Annotated in this window: 19 protein-coding genes; 8 read left to right on the forward strand and 11 right to left on the reverse strand. The window is 62.5% G+C overall.

Annotated elements, in window-relative coordinates; genetic code table 11:
- Positions 1-530, reverse strand: a 530-nt coding sequence (locus QWB57_RS10405; RefSeq protein ID WP_288969450.1) for a class I tRNA ligase family protein, incomplete at its 3' end; no start/stop codon positions are given.
- 72 nt (positions 531-602) lie between these two features.
- On the opposite strand from QWB57_RS10405, the gene QWB57_RS10410 reads away from it, so the two are divergent.
- Positions 603-917 (forward strand): SemiSWEET transporter, encoded by a 315-nt coding sequence (locus QWB57_RS10410; protein ID WP_288969452.1) that lies wholly within the window; start codon positions 603-605, stop codon positions 915-917.
- Here the strand turns inward: QWB57_RS10410 and QWB57_RS10415 are convergent.
- From QWB57_RS10415 to QWB57_RS10430, 4 genes are read right to left on the reverse strand one after another with little or no spacing between them, the layout of a single operon-like run.
- A complete protein-coding gene (locus tag QWB57_RS10415) occupies positions 865-1494 on the reverse strand; it encodes a DUF998 domain-containing protein (RefSeq protein WP_263296673.1) in 630 nt (209 codons plus the stop codon). The two genes, QWB57_RS10410 and QWB57_RS10415, sit on opposite strands and share 53 nt — an antisense overlap.
- Complete coding sequence (locus tag QWB57_RS10420; RefSeq protein ID WP_263296602.1) at positions 1491-1709, reverse strand: helix-turn-helix transcriptional regulator; 219 nt, start codon at positions 1707-1709, stop codon at positions 1491-1493. Before QWB57_RS10420 ends, QWB57_RS10415 begins: the two co-directional genes overlap by 4 nt.
- On the reverse strand, positions 1706-2161 hold the full coding sequence (locus QWB57_RS10425; RefSeq protein ID WP_223626895.1) for a hypothetical protein: 456 nt from the start codon (positions 2159-2161) through the stop codon (positions 1706-1708). Before QWB57_RS10425 ends, QWB57_RS10420 begins: the two co-directional genes overlap by 4 nt.
- On the reverse strand, positions 2158-2808 hold the full coding sequence (locus QWB57_RS10430) for a hypothetical protein (RefSeq protein WP_288969455.1): 651 nt from the start codon (positions 2806-2808) through the stop codon (positions 2158-2160). Before QWB57_RS10430 ends, QWB57_RS10425 begins: the two co-directional genes overlap by 4 nt.
- Before the next feature lie 134 nt (positions 2809-2942).
- Between QWB57_RS10430 and trxA the strand changes: the two genes are divergently transcribed.
- The 6 genes from trxA to dxs all read left to right on the forward strand — a co-directional run bounded on the left by trxA (position 2943) and on the right by dxs (position 9802).
- A complete protein-coding gene (trxA, locus tag QWB57_RS10435; protein WP_288969457.1) occupies positions 2943-3815 on the forward strand; it encodes a thioredoxin in 873 nt (290 codons plus the stop codon).
- 121 nt (positions 3816-3936) lie between these two features.
- The gene (locus tag QWB57_RS10440; RefSeq protein ID WP_288969459.1) at positions 3937-5937 is read left to right on the forward strand and encodes a bifunctional serine/threonine-protein kinase/formylglycine-generating enzyme family protein; all 2001 of its coding nucleotides are present in this window, start codon (positions 3937-3939) and stop codon (positions 5935-5937) included.
- 32 nt (positions 5938-5969) lie between these two features.
- Entirely contained in the window at positions 5970-6662 is a 693-nt protein-coding gene (locus QWB57_RS10445; protein WP_223626887.1) for a DUF502 domain-containing protein, read from the forward strand.
- A gap of 2 nt (positions 6663-6664) precedes the next feature.
- Positions 6665-7435, forward strand: a complete 771-nt coding sequence (locus QWB57_RS10450; protein WP_288969461.1) for a queuosine precursor transporter — start codon at positions 6665-6667, stop codon at positions 7433-7435.
- A 113-nt stretch (positions 7436-7548) separates the two neighbouring features.
- Positions 7549-7785 (forward strand): hypothetical protein, encoded by a 237-nt coding sequence (locus QWB57_RS10455; RefSeq protein WP_223626884.1) that lies wholly within the window; start codon positions 7549-7551, stop codon positions 7783-7785.
- Between the two features lie 112 nt (positions 7786-7897).
- Positions 7898-9802, forward strand: coding sequence for a 1-deoxy-D-xylulose-5-phosphate synthase (gene dxs, locus QWB57_RS10460; RefSeq protein WP_223626882.1), 1905 nt, complete (start codon positions 7898-7900; stop codon positions 9800-9802).
- A 48-nt stretch (positions 9803-9850) separates the two neighbouring features.
- On the opposite strand, the gene QWB57_RS10465 is transcribed toward dxs, so the two are convergent.
- The 4 genes from QWB57_RS10465 to asnB form a co-directional block, all read right to left on the reverse strand.
- On the reverse strand, positions 9851-10351 hold the full coding sequence (locus QWB57_RS10465; protein WP_223626880.1) for a regulatory protein RecX: 501 nt from the start codon (positions 10349-10351) through the stop codon (positions 9851-9853).
- Positions 10348-11379, reverse strand: a complete 1032-nt coding sequence (recA, locus tag QWB57_RS10470; protein ID WP_223626879.1) for a recombinase RecA — start codon at positions 11377-11379, stop codon at positions 10348-10350. The genes QWB57_RS10465 and recA overlap by 4 nt, the downstream gene beginning before the upstream one ends.
- A 182-nt stretch (positions 11380-11561) precedes the next feature.
- Complete coding sequence (gene lexA, locus QWB57_RS10475; RefSeq protein WP_223626878.1) at positions 11562-12197, reverse strand: transcriptional repressor LexA; 636 nt, start codon at positions 12195-12197, stop codon at positions 11562-11564.
- A gap of 70 nt (positions 12198-12267) precedes the next feature.
- On the reverse strand, positions 12268-13956 hold the full coding sequence (asnB, locus tag QWB57_RS10480; RefSeq protein WP_288969463.1) for an asparagine synthase B: 1689 nt from the start codon (positions 13954-13956) through the stop codon (positions 12268-12270).
- 295 nt (positions 13957-14251) lie between these two features.
- Between asnB and QWB57_RS10485 the strand changes: the two genes are divergently transcribed.
- Positions 14252-16615, forward strand: a complete 2364-nt coding sequence (locus QWB57_RS10485; protein ID WP_288969465.1) for a penicillin acylase family protein — start codon at positions 14252-14254, stop codon at positions 16613-16615.
- Here the strand turns inward: QWB57_RS10485 and dapE are convergent, their stop codons facing one another.
- Both dapE and QWB57_RS10495 read right to left on the reverse strand, forming a co-directional pair.
- Positions 16616-17749 (reverse strand): succinyl-diaminopimelate desuccinylase, encoded by a 1134-nt coding sequence (gene dapE, locus QWB57_RS10490; RefSeq protein ID WP_288969467.1) that lies wholly within the window; start codon positions 17747-17749, stop codon positions 16616-16618. It lies immediately after the preceding gene.
- Positions 17746-18105, reverse strand: coding sequence for a Spx/MgsR family RNA polymerase-binding regulatory protein (locus QWB57_RS10495; RefSeq protein ID WP_288969469.1), 360 nt, complete (start codon positions 18103-18105; stop codon positions 17746-17748). The genes dapE and QWB57_RS10495 overlap by 4 nt, the downstream gene beginning before the upstream one ends.
- Between the last annotated feature and the right edge of the window lie 21 nt (positions 18106-18126).

Consider the following 18126-nt stretch of genomic DNA (forward strand, 5'->3'; position numbering starts at 1 on the left):
ACCTGCTCGTTGGCCAGCACGGTCTGGTCGACCGGATCCCAGTTCACTACCGAATTCTTGCGGTAGGCCACGCCCTTCTTCAGCAGGCGCACGAACATGCGCTGCTCGTGGGCGTAGTAGTCCGGCTTGCAGGTGGCGAACTCGCGGCTCCAGTCGATGGCGTAGCCCAGCGACCGCAGCTGGGTGCGCATATGCTCGATGTTGGCGTAGGTCCACTTGGCCGGCGCGGTCTTGTTCTTGATCGCGGCGTTCTCGGCCGGCAGGCCGAACGCGTCCCAGCCCATCGGCTGCAGCACGTTGTGGCCGGTCATGCGCTTGTGGCGGCTGATCACGTCGCCGATGGTGTAGTTGCGCACATGGCCCACGTGCAGCGCGCCCGACGGGTACGGCAGCATCGACAGGCAGTAGTACTTGGGCTTGGTCGAATCCTCGCGCACTTCAAACGCGCGGCTGGTGGCCCAAAACGACTGGGCAGCGGATTCGACGGTACGGGATTCGTAGGCAGCGGGTTCGGACACGGCGGACAACATGCGGGATCGGGTTGGAAAGCTTACCGCAGCGCACCATCCCCTGCCCGCATGGCACACTGCAACCACCTCCAGATGAGGATTGCCGATGCCGTGCCGCACCCTGCCCGCCCGCTATTTGCCCGCCATGGCGGCCGCATGACGCTGGAATGGTTTGGCTATTTGGCTGCGACCTGCACCACGCTGTCGTTTGTGCCGCAGGCCATCAAAACCATCCGCACGCGGGACACCTCGGGAATCTCGTTGTGGATGTATGTGGTGTTCACGTTTGGTATTGCCTGCTGGTTTGGCTACGGCATTTTCCTGCATTCATGGCCGATGATCGTGTCGAATGCGATCACCTTCCTGCTGGCGGCAACGATTTTGGCGCTGAAGCTGAAGTACCAATAAGGCAGCGGCTGACCAGCAGCCACCCACCAAACCACAGTACAAATGCCAGCCGCTGCGCCAGCCCCACCCACGCACCAATGGGGGCCCATACCGCCAGCAGCGGCACCAATACACCAACCGCCGCACTCACCACCGCCAACCCGCGCCGCTGCCGCAGCAGGCCCAACGCCAACAGCAGCGCACCGGGTACAAACGCAATCCACCACAGCATCCACATCAGCACATGCAAGCGGCTGGCCGCCGCATCCACACCCCGCTGATCCAGCGGCAATAACCCTTGCATGGCAAATGCCAGCGCCGACAACTGCATCAGCGTCAGCCCAAGTCGCACCCGCCAGCTTGCCTCCTGCACGGCCTTGCGCAGCAGATGTGCCTGCAACAGCAGCAACCCACCCGGCAACACAAATGCGCCCAGGTTGAACCACAGCGCCCCCGGCACACCGGTGGCCCCGCGCAGCGCCAGCGGATGCAGCAGATGGGAATATTCGGGAACACCGAGGTTGGCCAACAACAAGGCGACAAGGAAAAACGCCAATGCCAACCAAGCTCCCAGCTGCGGCAATGCAATGGATTTCATGATCTGGCGTGCCACTGAAACACCTCCTCGATCCGCACACCCAGCGCATCAGCGATGCGAAAGCCCAACTCCAGCGACGGCGCATAGCGCCCCGCTTCCAGCGCAATGATGGTCTGTCGGGTGACGCCACAGGCATCGGCCAGCGCCTGCTGGGTCAATTCGCCGCGCTCGAAACGCAGGCGGCGAATCTGATTGGCGATTCGGGTACCCGTCATTGCCTGTCACGGCGATACAGCACCGCCACTGTCAGCTGCCCTACGATGTTGGCGACGATCAGGCCCAGCAGGACCATGCTAGGGAGCGCGCAATCGTTCGTCTGCAGCGCAGCACGAGGAGTGTCAAAGCACAGCGCCAACGTCAACACGCCATACCAGCACGAAACCGCGATCCGAAACCCACGATCACCCTGCGCCAAGATCCAGGCATCGCGCTCATCCTCCATCGTCTCGCCCCGACGCCGCTCTTCGGCAGCGGCACGCAGGCGGAAGCCGTACGACAACGGCAAGGCGATCAGCGTCGCCAGGATGGCGATCGGCCGGCCGCCGATAATCGAGCCGAACGTCAGATACACCGCCATTCCCGCGAACAGCATGACCATCCGCCACGCAAAACGCTCACCAAACGCCCGGGGGTCACGCTCAGCCTTCCCCTGCATCCAGAACTTCATGCCTGTACTCCACGGCGATCACGCCAATACAACAGCGCCGCTGCCAGTTGCTCGCACCACAGCCCCGCCAGCAGCACCGACATCAGCGCTTGCGCGATGAAGGGATAACTGAATTGCAGCAAGCGCTCGGTGTCGGAAAAGCCCAATGTCACCGCAATGGCAATGATGCCTAGCGCCGTGATGCAACGCGCCCAGTGGCCGGCGATCAGGGCGATGTGCGCGTCCCGCTCATCGGCCAGCACGCTGCCGGCCCAGCGCTTTTTCAACACATGCAACAAGACCAGCCACGCCACGAACAAGGTGCCGATGTGCTTGCCTGCCACTCTGGCCTCGGGATTATGGCCAATCGGCACCTGCGGCAGAAAGGCATCGGCGCGCATGACACAAGCCACAATCACCGCACCGACAAACGCCACGCCAATCCATGCCTGCCACTCCCCCGGCGCAATCTGCGCCTCATCTTCGCTACGCGGCAGCGCATGCAGTTTGGCAACCGAAAACCACACCGCTGCCACGAACAGGCAGGCGCCCAACCAGCCAACCGGAAACGGGATATCGCGGTAGTCACCGCTGAAAAATAGCGCCAAGCCGACCCCGGCCAACAACAGCCAGACCATCAATTGGTGACGCGGAGACAACCCGAGCATTGATGTAAACTCCAACAGACTATATGTAATACGCACTTTACATACCGGTTCCGTGATGTCAACTATTTTTTACATCACTTGTTAACCTGCCCAATCGCCGCCATCTCCTGTGCATTCCCAAGAACGACGCCGCCATGACCGACGCCAACAATCCGCACGTATTCGATGCCACCGCTGCCACCTTTGAAGACACGGTGATCCGCAAATCGCTGGAAACCCCCGTGCTGGTGGATTTCTGGGCCACGTGGTGCGGGCCGTGCAAGACGCTTGGGCCAGTGCTGGAAAAACTGGCCGCCGAATACCACGGCGCCTTCGTGTTGGCCAAGGTGGATGTGGACAAGGAGCAGGAGCTGGCCGCCGCGTTCCAGATTCGCTCGGTGCCCACCATTGCGGTGGTCAAGGACGGCCAAGTGCTGGGCGCGATCCCCGGCGCACTGCCGGAAGGCCAATTGCGCGAGATGCTGGCGCAAGTGGGCATCCAACCAGCGGCACCTGCCGATGACGCCGTGGCCGAAGCCCCCGCCGCCCCACTTGACCCGCACGCCGAAGTGCTGCGTCTGCGCAAGCTGGCCGAGATCGAGCCGGACAAGGCCGAACACCAGCTCGATCTGGCACTGGCACTGCTGCAAACCGGCGCAGCGGTGGAAGCCGAACACTTGCTGGACAAGCTGCCGGCCAACCTGGCCACCGATGAGCGCACCATCAAGGCACGCGCTCGTCTGGGCTTTGCCGCCCTGCTGAAGGACGCGCCACCGCTCGAAGTGCTGCACGCCGCGATTGCCAGTGACCCCGCCGACCTGCGCGCGCGCCACCTGCTGGGCGTACGCCAATTGGTCGGCGGTGATGCCGAAGCCGGGCTGGCGCAATTCATCGACATGCTGAGGCGCGACAAGGCTTACGCCGACGGGCTGGCGCGCAAATCGCTGATCGATGCGTTCCGGATTCTGGACGACGCAGATCTGGTCAGCCGCGTGCGCCGGCAGATGTCGGCATTGCTGCTGGTGTAATTGCCGGTGTGATTGGTACGCTGGCACCGCTTCACACTGGTCAAGCACAAGCATTCCCTTGGCCTGCGTGTCCGTCGTATGCTCGCGGCGGGCTCGGGGGGGCTTGCTGGAGCAAGACGCAGTGACAGATCAAACCTTTCCACGCATTGACGGCTACAAGCTGTTGCGCGTTATTGGCCAAGGCGGCATGTCCACCGTATATCTGGCCGAGCAAGTCTCGCTGGATCGCAAGGTTGCGTTGAAGGTGATGTTGCCCGATGCACTGACCGATGGCACCAATCGCGCGCGTTTCGAAAATGAAACCCGCACCATCGCACGGCTGGAACACCCCGGCATCGTACGTATTCACGAGGTTGGCCACACCCCCGAAAACCTCCTGTTCTATTCGATGCCGTATCTCTCGCATGGGCATTTGGCACAACGCAAGCTGGCCGGCGACCAACCAAAAATCACCGCGATCCTGAGCCAACTGTTGCAGGCGCTGGACTACGCGCATGTGCGCGGGGTGGTGCATCGCGATGTCAAAGCCGAAAATGTGCTATTCGATGAGGCCGACCGACCGCTGCTGACTGATTTCGGTATCGCCCTGCGGCGTGGCAGCAACCCACGCCTGACCAATGCCGGGCTGGCGGTGGGCAGCACGGCCTACATGCCGCCGGAACAAGCACGTGGGCAAGAAGTAGATCGCCGTGCTGATCTTTACAGCATGGGTGTCTTGACTTGGGAAATGCTGGTGGGCCGCCTGCCGTACAACGCTGGCGATGCGCTGACCATGGCGATCAGGCATGTGCAGGAACCCATCCCGCGCTTACCGTCAGTACTCAAGCATTGGCAGCCTTTCATCGACAAGGCGATGGCCAAGCAACCAGGTGACCGGTTCGCCAGCGCGCAAGAAATGCTGAGCGCGCTAGTGCAATTGGAAAAGCAATCAGGGAAGGCGTTCGCCGCGGTGGAGGTTCCGGCCGCCTTTGACGCTTCAGCGCAGGCGACCTCGCGGGCAACGGCAGATACCAGCCGCCGCCGCGGTCTGTGGCTTGCAGCGGCTGGCGTCGTACTGCTCGCTGCACTGGGCGCTGCTTACTACCTGCACCTTGCAAATCAATCCACAGCTGCGGTCATCCAGCCCGCCGCGGTGGCAGCAACACAACCCGCCACCGGTTTGCCCGCACCGACCAGTAGTCCCGCATCGTCTAGCCCCGTGCTTGCCCTGCCTGCAACCGATCGCACTGATGCCAGCATTGCCGCGTTTGTAGCCAATGCCGAAGAGCAACTGCGTACCGGGCAGCTGCTGGAACCCCGCAATGGCAATGCATGGGACAGCATTGAAGCTGCGTGGCACGTTGCCCCAACCCACCCGCAAACCTTGCGTTTGACTGCGCTGCTATTCGATGCGCTAGGGGATCGAGCAGAGCGGGCACTGCACAATGGCGATACTGTCACCGCCAAACTCGCATTCGCGCGCGCACAGACCCTGGATAGCCGGCGAGGCGGCACCGGCACTGCCATCAGCCTGCTGCATGCTCGACTGGACAAAGCGCTGGATGAGCGGCTCACCGTGCAACTGGCCAAACCCGAGACGCGCAAGACCGCGCAAATACTGTTGGATCAGGTCGCCTGGCTAGGCTTGGATCCCGCGCGTAAACGCAACCTGCAAGCGCGTATCAGCGCTGCGCAAAATGGCCCCGCCAGCGCCTCGGCACAGGTAGCGGCGGCTGCCTCGGTGCCGGTGGCGACGACACCGGTCAGTATTATCACTGTCAGCCGAAGCGACTACGCACGCTTTGCCACCGCCACCGCGCGTGACGCGGCCGACTGCGGCAAAGGCTTCCTGGGCCGCAGCCTGCGCTGGAACAACACCGGCAATGATCGCAAGCCGGTGGTCTGCGTCAACGCTGCCGATGCGCAAGCCTATGCGCGTTGGCTGCAAGCACAGGATGGCCACCACTATCGCCTGCCCAGTGCCGGCGAACTGCGTGCGCAGCCCACCACTCCGGTGGCGGGCTGGCTGAGCCTGTGCGCCGACCATGCCTGCACCCAGCGCATGACCAGTGGCAAGTTGCAAGCACTGGATTCCGTGCGCGGTTATGACAATGTGGGGATACGACTGGCAAAATTGGACTAAACGCCGCACCGCGTTGCCCGTAAACTAGCCGGATGTCTGCCCCCCTCACGCTTGGCCACCGCCTGCAACGCCTGTTCCTGACGGGCTTGCTCACCCTGCTGCCGCTCTGGTTGACCTGGGTGGTGGTGAAATTTGTCTTTGTCTTGCTGGGCGATTTAAGCAAGCCCATGGTGGAGCCGACCCTGCGAGGTATCGCCGAAGGCAACCCCATGACCTTTGGCTGGCTGGTGGAACCGTGGGTGCAAAACGCACTGGCCCTGGTCGCCACCGTGCTGGTGATCCTGCTGGTCGGCTGGCTGACCCGCCGCGTGATTGGCCAGCGCCTGCTGGGCTGGTTCGAAGCGCTGGTGGCGCGAATCCCACTGGCCAGCACCATCTACGGCAGCGCGCGCAAATTGCTGGATATCCTGCAAACCAAGCCTGACGGCACCCAGCGCGTCGTGCTGATCGATTTTCCGCACAACGAAATGAAGACCCTCGGTTTCGTCACCCGGGTGATGCGCGAACAAGGCACCGGCCGCGAATTGGCTGCGGTGTATGTGCCCACCACACCCAATCCCACATCGGGCTATTTGGAAATCGTGCCGATGGAGAAAATCACCCCCACCGACTGGAACGTGGATCAGGCGATGAGCTTCATCATCAGCGGGGGCGCCGTGGCCCCCGATACGATTCCATTCTCGCCGCCGGCGGCGCGCCCTGCTGACACGGCCGGAACCACCTGAATATGCGCCTTCTGGAAGACCGCACCATCCGCTTATTTGTAGGGCTGACGGCGTTTTTCTGTGCCAATGCGGTGCTGGCCGAATTCATCGGGGTCAAGATTTTTGCGCTGGAAGCCACTTTGGGCATCGCGCCCCTGCATTGGGATTTGTTCGGCAATCGCGGCACGCTGGATTTCACCGCCGGCACCGTGATCTGGCCAATCGTGTTCATCATGACCGACACCGTCAACGAATACTTCGGCATGCGCGGTGTGCGCATGATCAGTTGGTTGGCCGCAGGGCTGGTGGCGTACGGCTTCCTGTTCGCCTACATCGCCATCCATCTGGCCCCAGCCACGTGGTGGATGGGCGCGGCGCAAACGCAGGGGGTACCCGACTATCAGGCCGCGTATGCCGCCATCTTCGGGCAGGGCATGTGGATCATTGTGGGGTCACTGGTGGCATTCCTGGTCGGGCAACTGATCGACGTGCGGGTGTTCCACCGCATTCGTCGCCACACCGGTGACCGTCACGCGTGGCTGCGCGCCACCGGTTCTACCGCAGTGTCGCAATTGGTCGACAGTTTCGTGGTGCTGTACATCGCCTTTGTGATCGGCCCTCAGCATTGGCCCACGGCACAATTCCTGGCCATCGGGACGCTCAATTACGTCTACAAAATGCTGGCCGCCATCGCACTGATTCCGCTGCTGTATTTGGCCCGCGTCGGCATCCACCGCTATCTGGGGCACGATCGCGCCGCCGAACTGCGCACGCTGGCGGCGCAGGAAGACTGACCATCCGGCATATCGGCGAAGTGGCGATGATCTGACATCGGTCAAGGCGTTCGCTGCCGCACTGTTCGATCATGCGGCCACCGCGCCACGCGCATTTTGTTGCTGGAGTTCCCATGCTGTTCGACGTCCTTGGCCTGGTGGATGAAACCACCGCCCGCTCCATCGCGTTTGCCGTCCATGCGGCCGACCCACACGCCAAAATCACCGCTAACCTGGCCCGCGGCCGTCTGTTGGTGGACTCTGCAGTGGACGAAAACACCATCAGTGATGCCCTGCGCGCGGCCGGCTACCCTGCCACCATGGCCCCGGAGCACCCCGAAGGCAGCACCTGCTGCGGCAGTTGCGGCTGATTCAGCCAAACCCAGCGCCTCCCCGGCAAGGCCCGCATCGCGGGCTTTGCTGGTTTACCGCCCATGCGCGCCCGCATTGCCCGCTCCGCCCGTCGGCGCGACAATACGCACCATGATTGATGCTGCCCGCTACCCCCTGCTATCCAAGATCGACCGCCCCGCCGACCTGCGCGCCCTGCCTGAGACGGAGGTGCGTGCGGTGGCCGATGAGCTGCGCGCGTACCTGATTGAATCGGTTGGCAAGTCCGGCGGTCACTTTGGTGCGGGCCTCGGTGTGGTGGAGCTGACCACCGTGTTGCACTATTTGTTCGACACCCCAAGCGATCGCCTGGTGTGGGATGTTGGCCACCAGTGCTACCCGCACAAAATCCTGACCGGGCGGCGCGATGCCATTCACACCGTCAAGCAAAAAGGCGGCGTGGCCCCCTTCCCCAAGCGCGACGAGTCTGACTATGACAGCTTTGGCGTGGGGCATTCGTCCACCTCGATTTCGGCGGCCTTGGGCATGGCGATTGCCAGTGCACAGACCGGCAGCGGGCGCAAAGTGGTGGCGGTGATTGGCGATGGCGCGATGACCGCCGGCATGGCGTGGGAAGCACTGGGCCACGCCGGCGGCATGGAACCCGATCCCAACCTGCTGGTCATCCTCAATGACAACCGCATGTCGATCAGCGAGGCAGTGGGCGGGCTGACCAAGATGCTGGGCCGCATGTCCGGCAACCGCACCCTCAACGCCATTCGCGAAGGCGGCAAAAAATTATTGGGCGACAAGCACAACCCACCGGCGCGCTTCGTCAAACGCTGGGAAGAACATTGGAAAGGCATGTTCGTGCCGTCCACCTTGTTCGAACAAATGGGCTTCCACTACACCGGCCCGATTGATGGCCACGATACCGCCGCCCTGCTGGATACCCTGAAAACCCTCAAAGGCCTGAAAGGCCCGCAGCTACTGCATATCATCACCACCAAGGGCAAGGGCTATGATCTGGCCGAGGGCGATCAAATCGGCTATCACGCAGTTGCCCCGTTTGATCCGTCGGTGGGTGTGATTGGCAAAGCTGGTGCGAAGAAGCCCACCTATACCGACGTGTTTGGCGACTGGCTGTGCGACATGGCCGCCGCTGATCCGAAGTTGCTGGGCATCACCCCGGCGATGCGCGAAGGCTCCGGGCTGGTGCGGTTCAGCCAAGAGTATCCGCAGCGCTATTTTGATGTCGCCATCGCCGAGCAACACGCCATCACACTGGCCGCTGGCATGGCCTGCGAAGGCGCCAAACCCGTCGTCGCGATTTATGCCTCGTTCCTGCAACGCGGCTATGACCAGCTGGTGCACGATGTGGCCATCCAACAATTGGACGTGTTGTTTGCCATCGACCGTGGCGGTGTGGTCGGTCCGGATGGCGCCACCCATGCCGGCAATCTGGATCTGAGTTTCCTGCGCTGCGTGCCCAACATGGTGGTGATGGCCCCGGCCGACGAGAACGAATGCCGGCAACTGCTCAGCACCGGCTTTCACTACAACGGCCCCGCCGCCGTCCGCTACCCACGCGGCACCGGCCCCGGCGTGGCAGTGCAGTCCACGCTGGACACGCTGCCGATCGGCAAGGCGCAGCTCCGCAGGCAAGGTTCACGCATTGCACTGTTGGCATTTGGCGCGATTGTGCCGGCGGCAGAACAGGTGGCGGCAGAACTTGGCCTGACCGTGGTGAACATGCGCTTTGTCAAACCCCTCGACCGCGCGCTGATTCTGGAACTGAGCAAGACCCATGCAGGCTTGGTGACACTGGAAGACAATGTGGTGGCCGGGGGCGCCGGCAGTGGTGTGGCCGAATTGCTGGCCGCCGAAGGCAGCAACCTGCCCATCCTGCACTTGGGCCTGCCCGACGCCTTCCAGCATCACGCCAGCCGTGAAGACCTGCTGGCCGAAGCCGGGCTGGATGTAGCGGGTATCCGTGCTGCGGTGCTGCAGCGCTGGCCACACCTGACACAAACGGCTGGTGCTGCGCGTAGCGCCTGACCGCTGAAAATGCGGCATCACAACCGAGGTCGCGGCCATCGGCCGCTGCTACGGATGGCCTATCGCAGCCCGCACATGGTCCATTGCAAACCCGCGCCGCAGCAGAAAATCCGCAGCTTTGCGCTGAACCCCACGGTCGCCTGTCAAAGCCTGTGGGTGGCGACGGTCGACCAGATCCCGGGCAATCGCTGCCCAATCGCCTTCAAAACCATCCATTGCAATGTTGATGGCCTCACCGCTGAGGCCATGAGTGGAAAGCTCTGCGCGGATATAGGCCGGTCCATAGCCGCTATTGGCACGATTGCGCACGAGTGATTCGGCAAACCTTGCATCGTTTTGCCAGCCCGCACTAGCCAGTTTGTCAATCACCGCTGCTGCATCCGCGCTGGCAACACCGCGCTGCTGGAGCTTGCGCGTCAGCTCTTGCCGGGAATGTTCGCGCCGGGTCAGCAAGCCTAACGCCCGCTGGGTGGGTGAAGGCTCCGGGCGGCGGCGACGTTGCCCCACTGACGAGGACGACGCAGCGTCACCGCCACCCGATGCGCTCATTCTTCGCGGCCTTCACTTTCATCGCGGGAGGCTTCTTCCGGCACGAATTTCTCACGCAGTGCAGCTTCCAGTTTCTGCGCCGCGGCCACGTTTTCCTTGAGGTATTGACGGGCGTTTTCTTTGCCCTGGCCAATGCGTTCGCCGTCGTAGCTGTACCAAGCGCCGGCCTTGTCAACCAATTTGGCATCCACGCCCATGTCGATCAGCTCGCCTTCGCGGCTGATGCCTTCGCCATACAAAATCTCAGTGACGACTTGCTTGAACGGCGGCGCCAGCTTGTTCTTGACCACTTTGATGCGGGTCTGGTTGCCGATGATTTCATCACCTTTCTTGATGCTGCCAATCCGGCGGATATCCAGCCGCACCGAGGCATAGAACTTCAACGCATTACCGCCGGTGGTCACTTCGTTGCTTTGGCCCGGCATCATGATGCCGATCTTCTGGCGCAACTGATTGATGAAGAACACCATGCAGTTGCTGCGCTTGATATTGCCGGTCAGCTTGCGCAGCGCCTGGCTCATCAGACGGGCCTGCAGGCCAGGCAATTGGTCACCCATTTCCCCTTCAATTTCGGCCTTCGGGGTCAACGCAGCGACCGAATCGATGACCACCATGTCCACCGCGTTCGAGCGCACCAGCATGTCGGCAATTTCCAGCGCCTGTTCGCCGGTATCCGGCTGCGACAGGTACAGATCTTCAAGGTTTACGCCCAGCTTCTGCGCATAGACCGGATCCAGTGCGTGCTCGGCATCGATGAAGGCGCAGGTGCCGCCGGCCTTCTGGCACTGGGCGATGGTTTGCAGGGTCAGTGTGGTCTTGCCGGAAGATTCCGGCCCGTAGATTTCCACCACGCGGCCTTTGGGCAGGCCGCCAATGCCCAGCGCGATATCCAGCATCAGCGAGCCGGTACCAATGGTTTCCACCGCTTCCACGGTGCGGTCGCCCATCCGCATCACCGAGCCCTTGCCGAACTGGCGTTCGATCTGGCCCAGGGCAGCGGCAAGTGCGCGCTTTTTGTTCTCGTCCATTGTGGTGCTCCTCAAGTCGGTGATGTCTGGAATGGGGTCAGCTTAGGCGGCAGCTGTCGCACAGGCTGCGACAGCATTGGGCCGGATTAAAAATTCGCACGTTGCTGCACCGCCGGGCATCGGGAAATGCCGTGTACGGCGTCGGAATTGCACTTGCGCATGCAGCAGGCATTGGGCGAGATTTACGCATTGGGGCGCACCAGACCGCAGTACAAGCCTTCAATCGCGAAGTCCTGGCCGGGTTTGACTTCGATGGGGGCGTAGTCGGGGTTGCGCGGCAACAGGCGAATGCGGCCTTGCCCGATGCGCAGCAACTTCACCGTGATTTCGTCATCAATGCGCGCAATCACAATCTGCCCGTTGCGGGCTTCGTTGGTGCGATGCACACCAATCAAATCGCCATCGAAGATGCCCTCATCGCGCATCGAATCGCCCTTCACCTTCAACAAGTAATCCGGTGTGGGCGTGAACAAAGCGCGATCCATCAGCACCATCTGCTCGCTGCCAATGTCTGCTCCGATGGGTACACCGGCGGCCACTTGCCCCAGTACCGGCAATTGCAGGGCGTCATCATTGGCAGGCAAGGGCAGCTGCTTGGGGCCGTCTGGCCATTGCAGCAGGCGCAGGCTGCGCGCACGGCCGGGGCTGCGTTCCAGCACCCCCGCCGCTTCCAGTGCCTCCAAGTGGTATTGGGCCGCACGTACGCCTTTGAAGCCAAAGGCACGCGCGATTTCCGTCTGCGACGGCGCAAACCCATCAGCTTCGATGCGCTCGGCAAGGAAGGCGTGGATGGCGAGCTGGGTGTCGGTAAGCATCATGGTTAGTAGTAATACTACTAACGACTTCTCATTGTCAAACCTTTCGCGCCCCGGCAGCCCCCCCGCACCGTCACACCACTGTCACCGCCTGCTCATGTACCCCTGCCACCGCGCGTCCGGACGGGTCGGCCATCGCGGCAAAGCTGGCATCCCACGCAATGGCGGCGGGTGAAGAGCACGCGATCGACTTGCCACCGGGCACGGTTTCCGCCGCTGCCGGGCTGGGGTAGAAGCGCGCAAACATCGTGCGGTAGAAATAGGCCTCTTTCGTCTGCGGCGGGTTGTGCGGAAAGCGCTTGTCGGCGGCGGCAAGCGTGCGGTCGGTGACATGCGCCTCGGCATGCGCCTTCAAACCATCGATCCAGCCGTAGCCCACACCATCGCTGAATTGCTCTTTTTGCCGCCACAAGATTTCCTTCGGCAGATAGCCCTCGAAGGCTTGCCGCAGCACCGCCTTTTCAATCCGCCCGCTGGCCTTGTCCACCATCTTGACCTTGGCATCCATGCGCATCGCCACGTCCAGGAATTCGCGGTCCAGAAACGGCACCCGTGGCTCCACGCCCCAGGCCATCATCGACTTGTTGGCACGCAGGCAGTCGTAGTTGTAAAGCGCATCCAGTTTGCGCACCAACTCCTCGTGGAATTCACGTGCATTGGGCGCTTTGTGGAAATACAAATAGCCACCAAAAATCTCGTCGCTGCCCTCGCCGGACAGCACCATCTTCACCCCCATCGCCTTGATCCGGCGTGCCAGCAGGAACATCGGCGTCGATGCGCGAATGGTCGTCACATCATAGGTTTCGACATGACGAATCACCTCCGGCAGCGCGTCGAGACCTTCTTCGAAGGTGTATTCGAACCCGTGATGGACGGTACCCAGCATGTCTGCCGCCACCTTAGCTGCAGCCAGATCCGGTGAGCCCTTCAAGCCGATGGCAAAACTGTGCAAGCGCGGCCACCACGCTTCGGTTTGATCACCATCCTCAACCCGATGCCGCGCATAGCGTGCAGCCACAGCGGCCACCAACGAGGAATCCAAACCGCCCGACAACAACACGCCATACGGCACGTCGGTCATCAGCTGACGATGCACGGCGGCTTCGAATGCTTCGCGCAATTCGGCCAACCCGACATCTGCACCTTCCACCGCCGCGTAATCACGCCACGGCTGTTGGTAGTACCGGGTCAGTTCTCCCGTGGCCGTATCGAACCAATGCCCCGGCGGAAACTGCGCCACGTCCGCGCAGTCGGCTTCCAGCGCCTTCATCTCCGATGCCACCCGCAAGCGGCCTTCCTTGTCATGGCCCCAATACAGCGGCACCACGCCGATCGGATCGCGGGCGATGATCGCGCCCCCCTTGGCCTTGTCCCACAACGCGAACGCGAAGATGCCGTTCAAGCGGTTGAGGAAGGAGGCCGGCGCGTCTTCGCGATACAGCGCGTTGATTACCTCGCAATCGGATTCGGTCTGGAAGGCATAGGGCTGGGCGAGCTCGGTTTTGAGGGCGCGATGGTTGTAGATCTCGCCATTGACCGCCAGCACCAGTTGGCCGTCGTCGGACAGCAGCGGCTGCGAGCCACCGGCGGGATCGACGATGGCAAGCCGTTCATGCACAAGGATCGCGCCGGCATCCACATACACCCCGCTCCAATCCGGGCCACGGTGGCGCTGATGGCCGGAGCGCTCCAGGGCTTCGCGCCGTAGTTGCTGACTTTCGCTGGCCGATTGCAGATCAAATATTCCGAAGATGGAACACATGGTGGAGGTCCTTGCTGGAAGAGAGTATGTGGGTGGATTGCGAAGGGATAAAACGAAAAGACCCGCATCTTGCGATGCGGGTCTTGGGAAGTTCGGCTAGTCTTGCCTTGCCTATGCGCGGGCCCGCTGCCGCGCACGCTGTCTCGTGCCGCGATTATTGCGGTTGCAATTATTGTTAATGTTGGCAAGGGCGAACGACATGCGGCGATCGTGCACTATTTGCTTGCCTGTGCGCAAGCGATGCTTGCGGATGCAACTTCATTCGATACATCACCAGATTAAGACGGGGAACGTGATGCGTCGATGGCTTAACCGGGGATTGCTTGCATTGTTGCTGCTGGTGGTGGCTGCGTCCATCACGGTCTATTGCCTGTTGCGCGGCAGCCTGCCCACGCTGGAAGGCCAGCACGCCTTGCCGGGCTTGCAGGCAACCGCCACCGTGTCACGCGATGCCAACGGTACCGTCACCATCGACGCGCAAAACGAATCCGACGCCCTGCGTGCACTCGGCTATGTGCATGCACAGGAGCGCTTTTTCGAAATGGATTTGATGCGCCGCAGCGCCGCAGGCGAGCTGGCCGCACTGGTGGGACCACTGGCGCTTGACGTGGATAAACAGCACCGCCTGCATCGCCTGCGTGCGCGGGTGAAACAGGATCTGCCACTGATCGTGGCGGACAAACGGCCGCAACTGGATGCCTATGTCGCCGGCGTCAACGCAGGTCTTGCCGCGCTGCGTGCACGCCCGTGGCCATACCTGTTGCTGCGCGAAGCGCCACAGCCGTGGATGGCCGAAGACACGCCGCTGGCCGCGATGGCCATGTATTTCGACCTGCAAGGTGGTGACAACACAAGTGAGCTTGCGTTGTGGCGAATACGCCCGCACCTGCCGCCGGCGCTGTATGCCCTGCTGACTCGCGATGGCACGCGTTGGGATGCGCCGCTGCAAGGCACCGCGCGTGGCGATGCGATGCTACCCGGTGCTGAGCAGGTGAATTTGCGCACCCTTCCCGGCGATCCCGTGGACACGGTCACCGCGGATGTCAGGCACGCCCCCGGCAGCAATAATTTTGCGGTGGCCGCCAGTCTGACCGCCGACGGCCGCGCCATCGTCGCCGACGACATGCACCTGACCCTGCGCGCGCCCAATATCTGGTTTCGTGCGCGCCTGCGCTACCGCGACCCGGCTGCGCCCGACGGCAAGGTCGATGTGCAGGGCTTCACCCTCCCCGGCCTGCCGCTGGTGGTGGCCGGCAGCAATGGGCGGGTGGCGTGGGGCTTTACCAATAGCTATATCGACACACAGGATTGGAAGCTGGAAACCCCCTGCACCCGTGCCGTCGCATCGGGTTGCGCGCCGCTGCGTGCATTCACTGAGCGCATCGAGATCGCCCACGCCAAGCCGGCCACCTTGCAGGTAGAAGAATCCGCATGGGGCCCTGTCATGCAGCATCAAGCCGATGGCCGCGTGCTCAGCCTGCGCTGGGTGGCGCAATTACCAGGAGCGGTGAATCTTGGCTTGAGCCGGTTTGCATTGGCACAGAGCGTGGATAACGCCCTGCAACTGGCGCAGGACATTGCCCTGCCTACGCAAAACCTGGTGATCGCCGATACCCAAGGCCAGATCGCATGGCGGTTGTTGGGGCCGATTCCGCAACGGGCCGCCAGCTGCCCCGCCAGCAACACCGTGATCGATGCACGCACGCAAGTCTGCCCGCCATGGGCCATGTCCACCCGCAACACTCCTGTTCTGCGTTCGCCGGAATTCCCGCGTTTGTGGACCGCCAACGCCCGCGTGGTGGATGGCGCAACGCTGGCCACCGTAGGCGATGGCGGCTACGCCCTGGGTGCCCGTGGCGCGCAAATTCGCGATGCTTTGCACGCCAAGCAACGCTTCCGGGAGTACGATTTACTGGCCGTGCAATTGGACGATCGCGCTGTATTCCTCACCCCGTGGCAACACCTGCTGCAAGCACGCGCCAGGACTGCCAACACGCCCGCACTGCATGCCTTGGCGCAGGCCGCATCCACCTGGGAGGGCCGCGCCGCCCCTGCCTCGGTGAGCTACCACATCGTGCGCGCTTGGCGGTTGGCCGTCACCGCGCGGATTGCCGATGGCCTGATCGCCCCGGCGCGTGTGGCACTGGGTAAAGCGTTCGAAAAACCCCATCTTCCGCAACTGGAGGGCGTGGTCTGGCCGCTGGTGACGCAGATGCCGATCAATCTGCTGCCACGCCACTATGCAAGTTGGAACGCGCTGTTTGAAGATGCCGCCAGCGAAGTGCGCAGTAACTTGGAAAAATCCGGCCCACTGGGCCAGCGCACCTGGGGGCAGCGCAATACCGCCGCGATCTGCCACCCCTTGGCCAAAGCCATTCCCATCTTCGGCAAACCTTGGCTATGCATGCCCGCACAAGCCTTGGCCGGCGATGGCAACATGCCGCGCGTAGCCGGCCCCGCCTTTGGTGCGTCTGAACGCATGGTGGTCTCACCGGGCCACGAACAAGACGGCATCATCGAAATGCCCGGCGGCCAAAGCGGCCACCCGCTGTCACCGTTCTGGGGTGCCGGCCACGCCGCATGGGTGGAGGGCGACCCCGCACCGTTCCTGCCGGGACCGGTGAAATACACGTTGACGTTGCTGCCGGCAACGCGCTGATCAACCCAGCAACAACGTCTCCATCAATTCTAAATACAACGCCGGCAGCTGCTGCAAATCCTCCACCCGTACCTGCTCATTCACTTGATGGATGCTGGCATTGACCGGGCCGATTTCAATGCACTGCGCGCCCAGTGGCGCAATGAAGCGCGCATCCGAGGTGCCGCCGCCAGTGCTTTCTTCGGGGGCTGCGCCGGCAAACGTGGCCAGCACCTTGCGCGCCGCTGCACGTAGCGACCCTTGCGGGGTGTAGAAGGGTTCGCCGCTGCGGTGCCAGTGGATCGCGTAGTCAAGTGCATGCGCACACAGCACGGCCTCGCATTCGGCTTCGAGTGCTCCTGCCGTCCAATGCGGGTTGTAGCGCAGGTTGAACAGCACCTGCAGCTCGCCGGGGATCACATTGTTGGCGCCGGTGCCGGCGTGGATGTTCGAAATTTGCAGACGGGTCGGCGGGAAGGTTTCGAAACCTTGGTCCCATTGCCGTGCGGCCAATTCGGCCAGCGCCGGCAGCGCCTGATGGATCGGGTTGCGCGCTTTTTCCGGATACGCGACATGCCCCTGCACGCCGCGCACGGTGAGTGTGGCCGACAGACTGCCGCGCCGGCCAACCCGCAGCAAATCCCCCAAGGCGTGCCTGGAGGATGGCTCGCCGGTGATGCACCAGTCGATGCGCTGACCGCGTGCGCGGAACACGTCGGCCACCTTGCGCACACCGTCGATGGCATCGCCTTCTTCGTCGGAGGTCAACAGCAACGCCACCGTGCCGGCATGTTGCGGATGCGCGGCCACAAAGCGTTCCAGCGCGATCACGAACGCCGCTACGCTGCCCTTCATGTCGGCCACACCGCGCCCGTACAACACGCCGTCGCGAATCTCGGCGACGAAGGGATCGCTGGCCCACGCCTCACGCGGGCCAGGCGGCACCACATCGGTATGCCCCAGCAACACCAGCACCGGGCCGTCGCCGCTGCCGTGGGTGGCCCAAAGATTGTCCACATCGCCAAAGCGCAAGGATTCGATGGAAAACCCCACCGCTTGCAAGCGCTGCGCGATCAATGGCTGGCAACCGGCATCGTCCGGTGTGATCGAGGGGCGCGCGACCAACTCGCATGCCAGTTGCAACACGTCATTCATACGCCGATCCCGAACAATTTCTTGAAACCATTGTCTGAAAATCCTTGCGCCACGCGGCCATCAGCCAACACCACCACGGGCCGCCGGACCAGCTGCGGGTATTCGCGCAGCAGTAATTTCCATTCGGCATCGCTGCCCGGGGTTTTGCGCTGCGGCGCAAGTTCACGCCAGGTCGTCGAGGATTTGTTGATCAGCGCATCCCAACCACCCGCCGCGTCTTTCCATGTCAGCAGGGTTTCCGGCGACTGCGGCTGGTCGCGGTAATCCACGAAGGTGTATTCCACGCCAAAACGTTTAAGCCAGTTTTGTGCTTTCTTGCAGGTGTCGCAGCTCTTGAGTCCGTACAACGTGGTCATGCGAGAAACTCCATGGAGATG

This window comes from uncultured Thermomonas sp. (assembly GCF_937872235.1).
Taxonomy (GTDB): Bacteria; Pseudomonadota; Gammaproteobacteria; order Xanthomonadales; family Xanthomonadaceae; genus Thermomonas; species Thermomonas beijingensis.

Bases quoted from the DNA above. Each gene is read 5' to 3' on its own strand.
- QWB57_RS10410 (WP_288969452.1), top strand. From the start codon at position 603: ATGAGGATTGCCGATGCCGTGCCGCACCCTGCCCGCCCGCTATTTGCC.
- QWB57_RS10415 (WP_263296673.1), bottom strand. From the start codon at position 1,494: ATGAAATCCATTGCATTGCCGCAGCTGGGAGCTTGGTTGGCATTGGCG.
- QWB57_RS10420 (WP_263296602.1), bottom strand. From the start codon at position 1,709: ATGACGGGTACCCGAATCGCCAATCAGATTCGCCGCCTGCGTTTCGAG.
- QWB57_RS10425 (WP_223626895.1), bottom strand. From the start codon at position 2,161: ATGAAGTTCTGGATGCAGGGGAAGGCTGAGCGTGACCCCCGGGCGTTT.
- QWB57_RS10430 (WP_288969455.1), bottom strand. From the start codon at position 2,808: ATGCTCGGGTTGTCTCCGCGTCACCAATTGATGGTCTGGCTGTTGTTG.
- trxA (WP_288969457.1), top strand. From the start codon at position 2,943: ATGACCGACGCCAACAATCCGCACGTATTCGATGCCACCGCTGCCACC.
- QWB57_RS10445 (WP_223626887.1), top strand. From the start codon at position 5,970: ATGTCTGCCCCCCTCACGCTTGGCCACCGCCTGCAACGCCTGTTCCTG.
- QWB57_RS10450 (WP_288969461.1), top strand. From the start codon at position 6,665: ATGCGCCTTCTGGAAGACCGCACCATCCGCTTATTTGTAGGGCTGACG.
- QWB57_RS10455 (WP_223626884.1), top strand. From the start codon at position 7,549: ATGCTGTTCGACGTCCTTGGCCTGGTGGATGAAACCACCGCCCGCTCC.
- dxs (WP_223626882.1), top strand. From the start codon at position 7,898: ATGATTGATGCTGCCCGCTACCCCCTGCTATCCAAGATCGACCGCCCC.
- QWB57_RS10465 (WP_223626880.1), bottom strand. From the start codon at position 10,351: ATGAGCGCATCGGGTGGCGGTGACGCTGCGTCGTCCTCGTCAGTGGGG.
- recA (WP_223626879.1), bottom strand. From the start codon at position 11,379: ATGGACGAGAACAAAAAGCGCGCACTTGCCGCTGCCCTGGGCCAGATC.
- lexA (WP_223626878.1), bottom strand. From the start codon at position 12,197: ATGATGCTTACCGACACCCAGCTCGCCATCCACGCCTTCCTTGCCGAG.
- asnB (WP_288969463.1), bottom strand. From the start codon at position 13,956: ATGTGTTCCATCTTCGGAATATTTGATCTGCAATCGGCCAGCGAAAGT.
- QWB57_RS10485 (WP_288969465.1), top strand. From the start codon at position 14,252: ATGCGTCGATGGCTTAACCGGGGATTGCTTGCATTGTTGCTGCTGGTG.
- dapE (WP_288969467.1), bottom strand. From the start codon at position 17,749: ATGAATGACGTGTTGCAACTGGCATGCGAGTTGGTCGCGCGCCCCTCG.
- QWB57_RS10495 (WP_288969469.1), bottom strand. From the start codon at position 18,105: ATGACCACGTTGTACGGACTCAAGAGCTGCGACACCTGCAAGAAAGCA.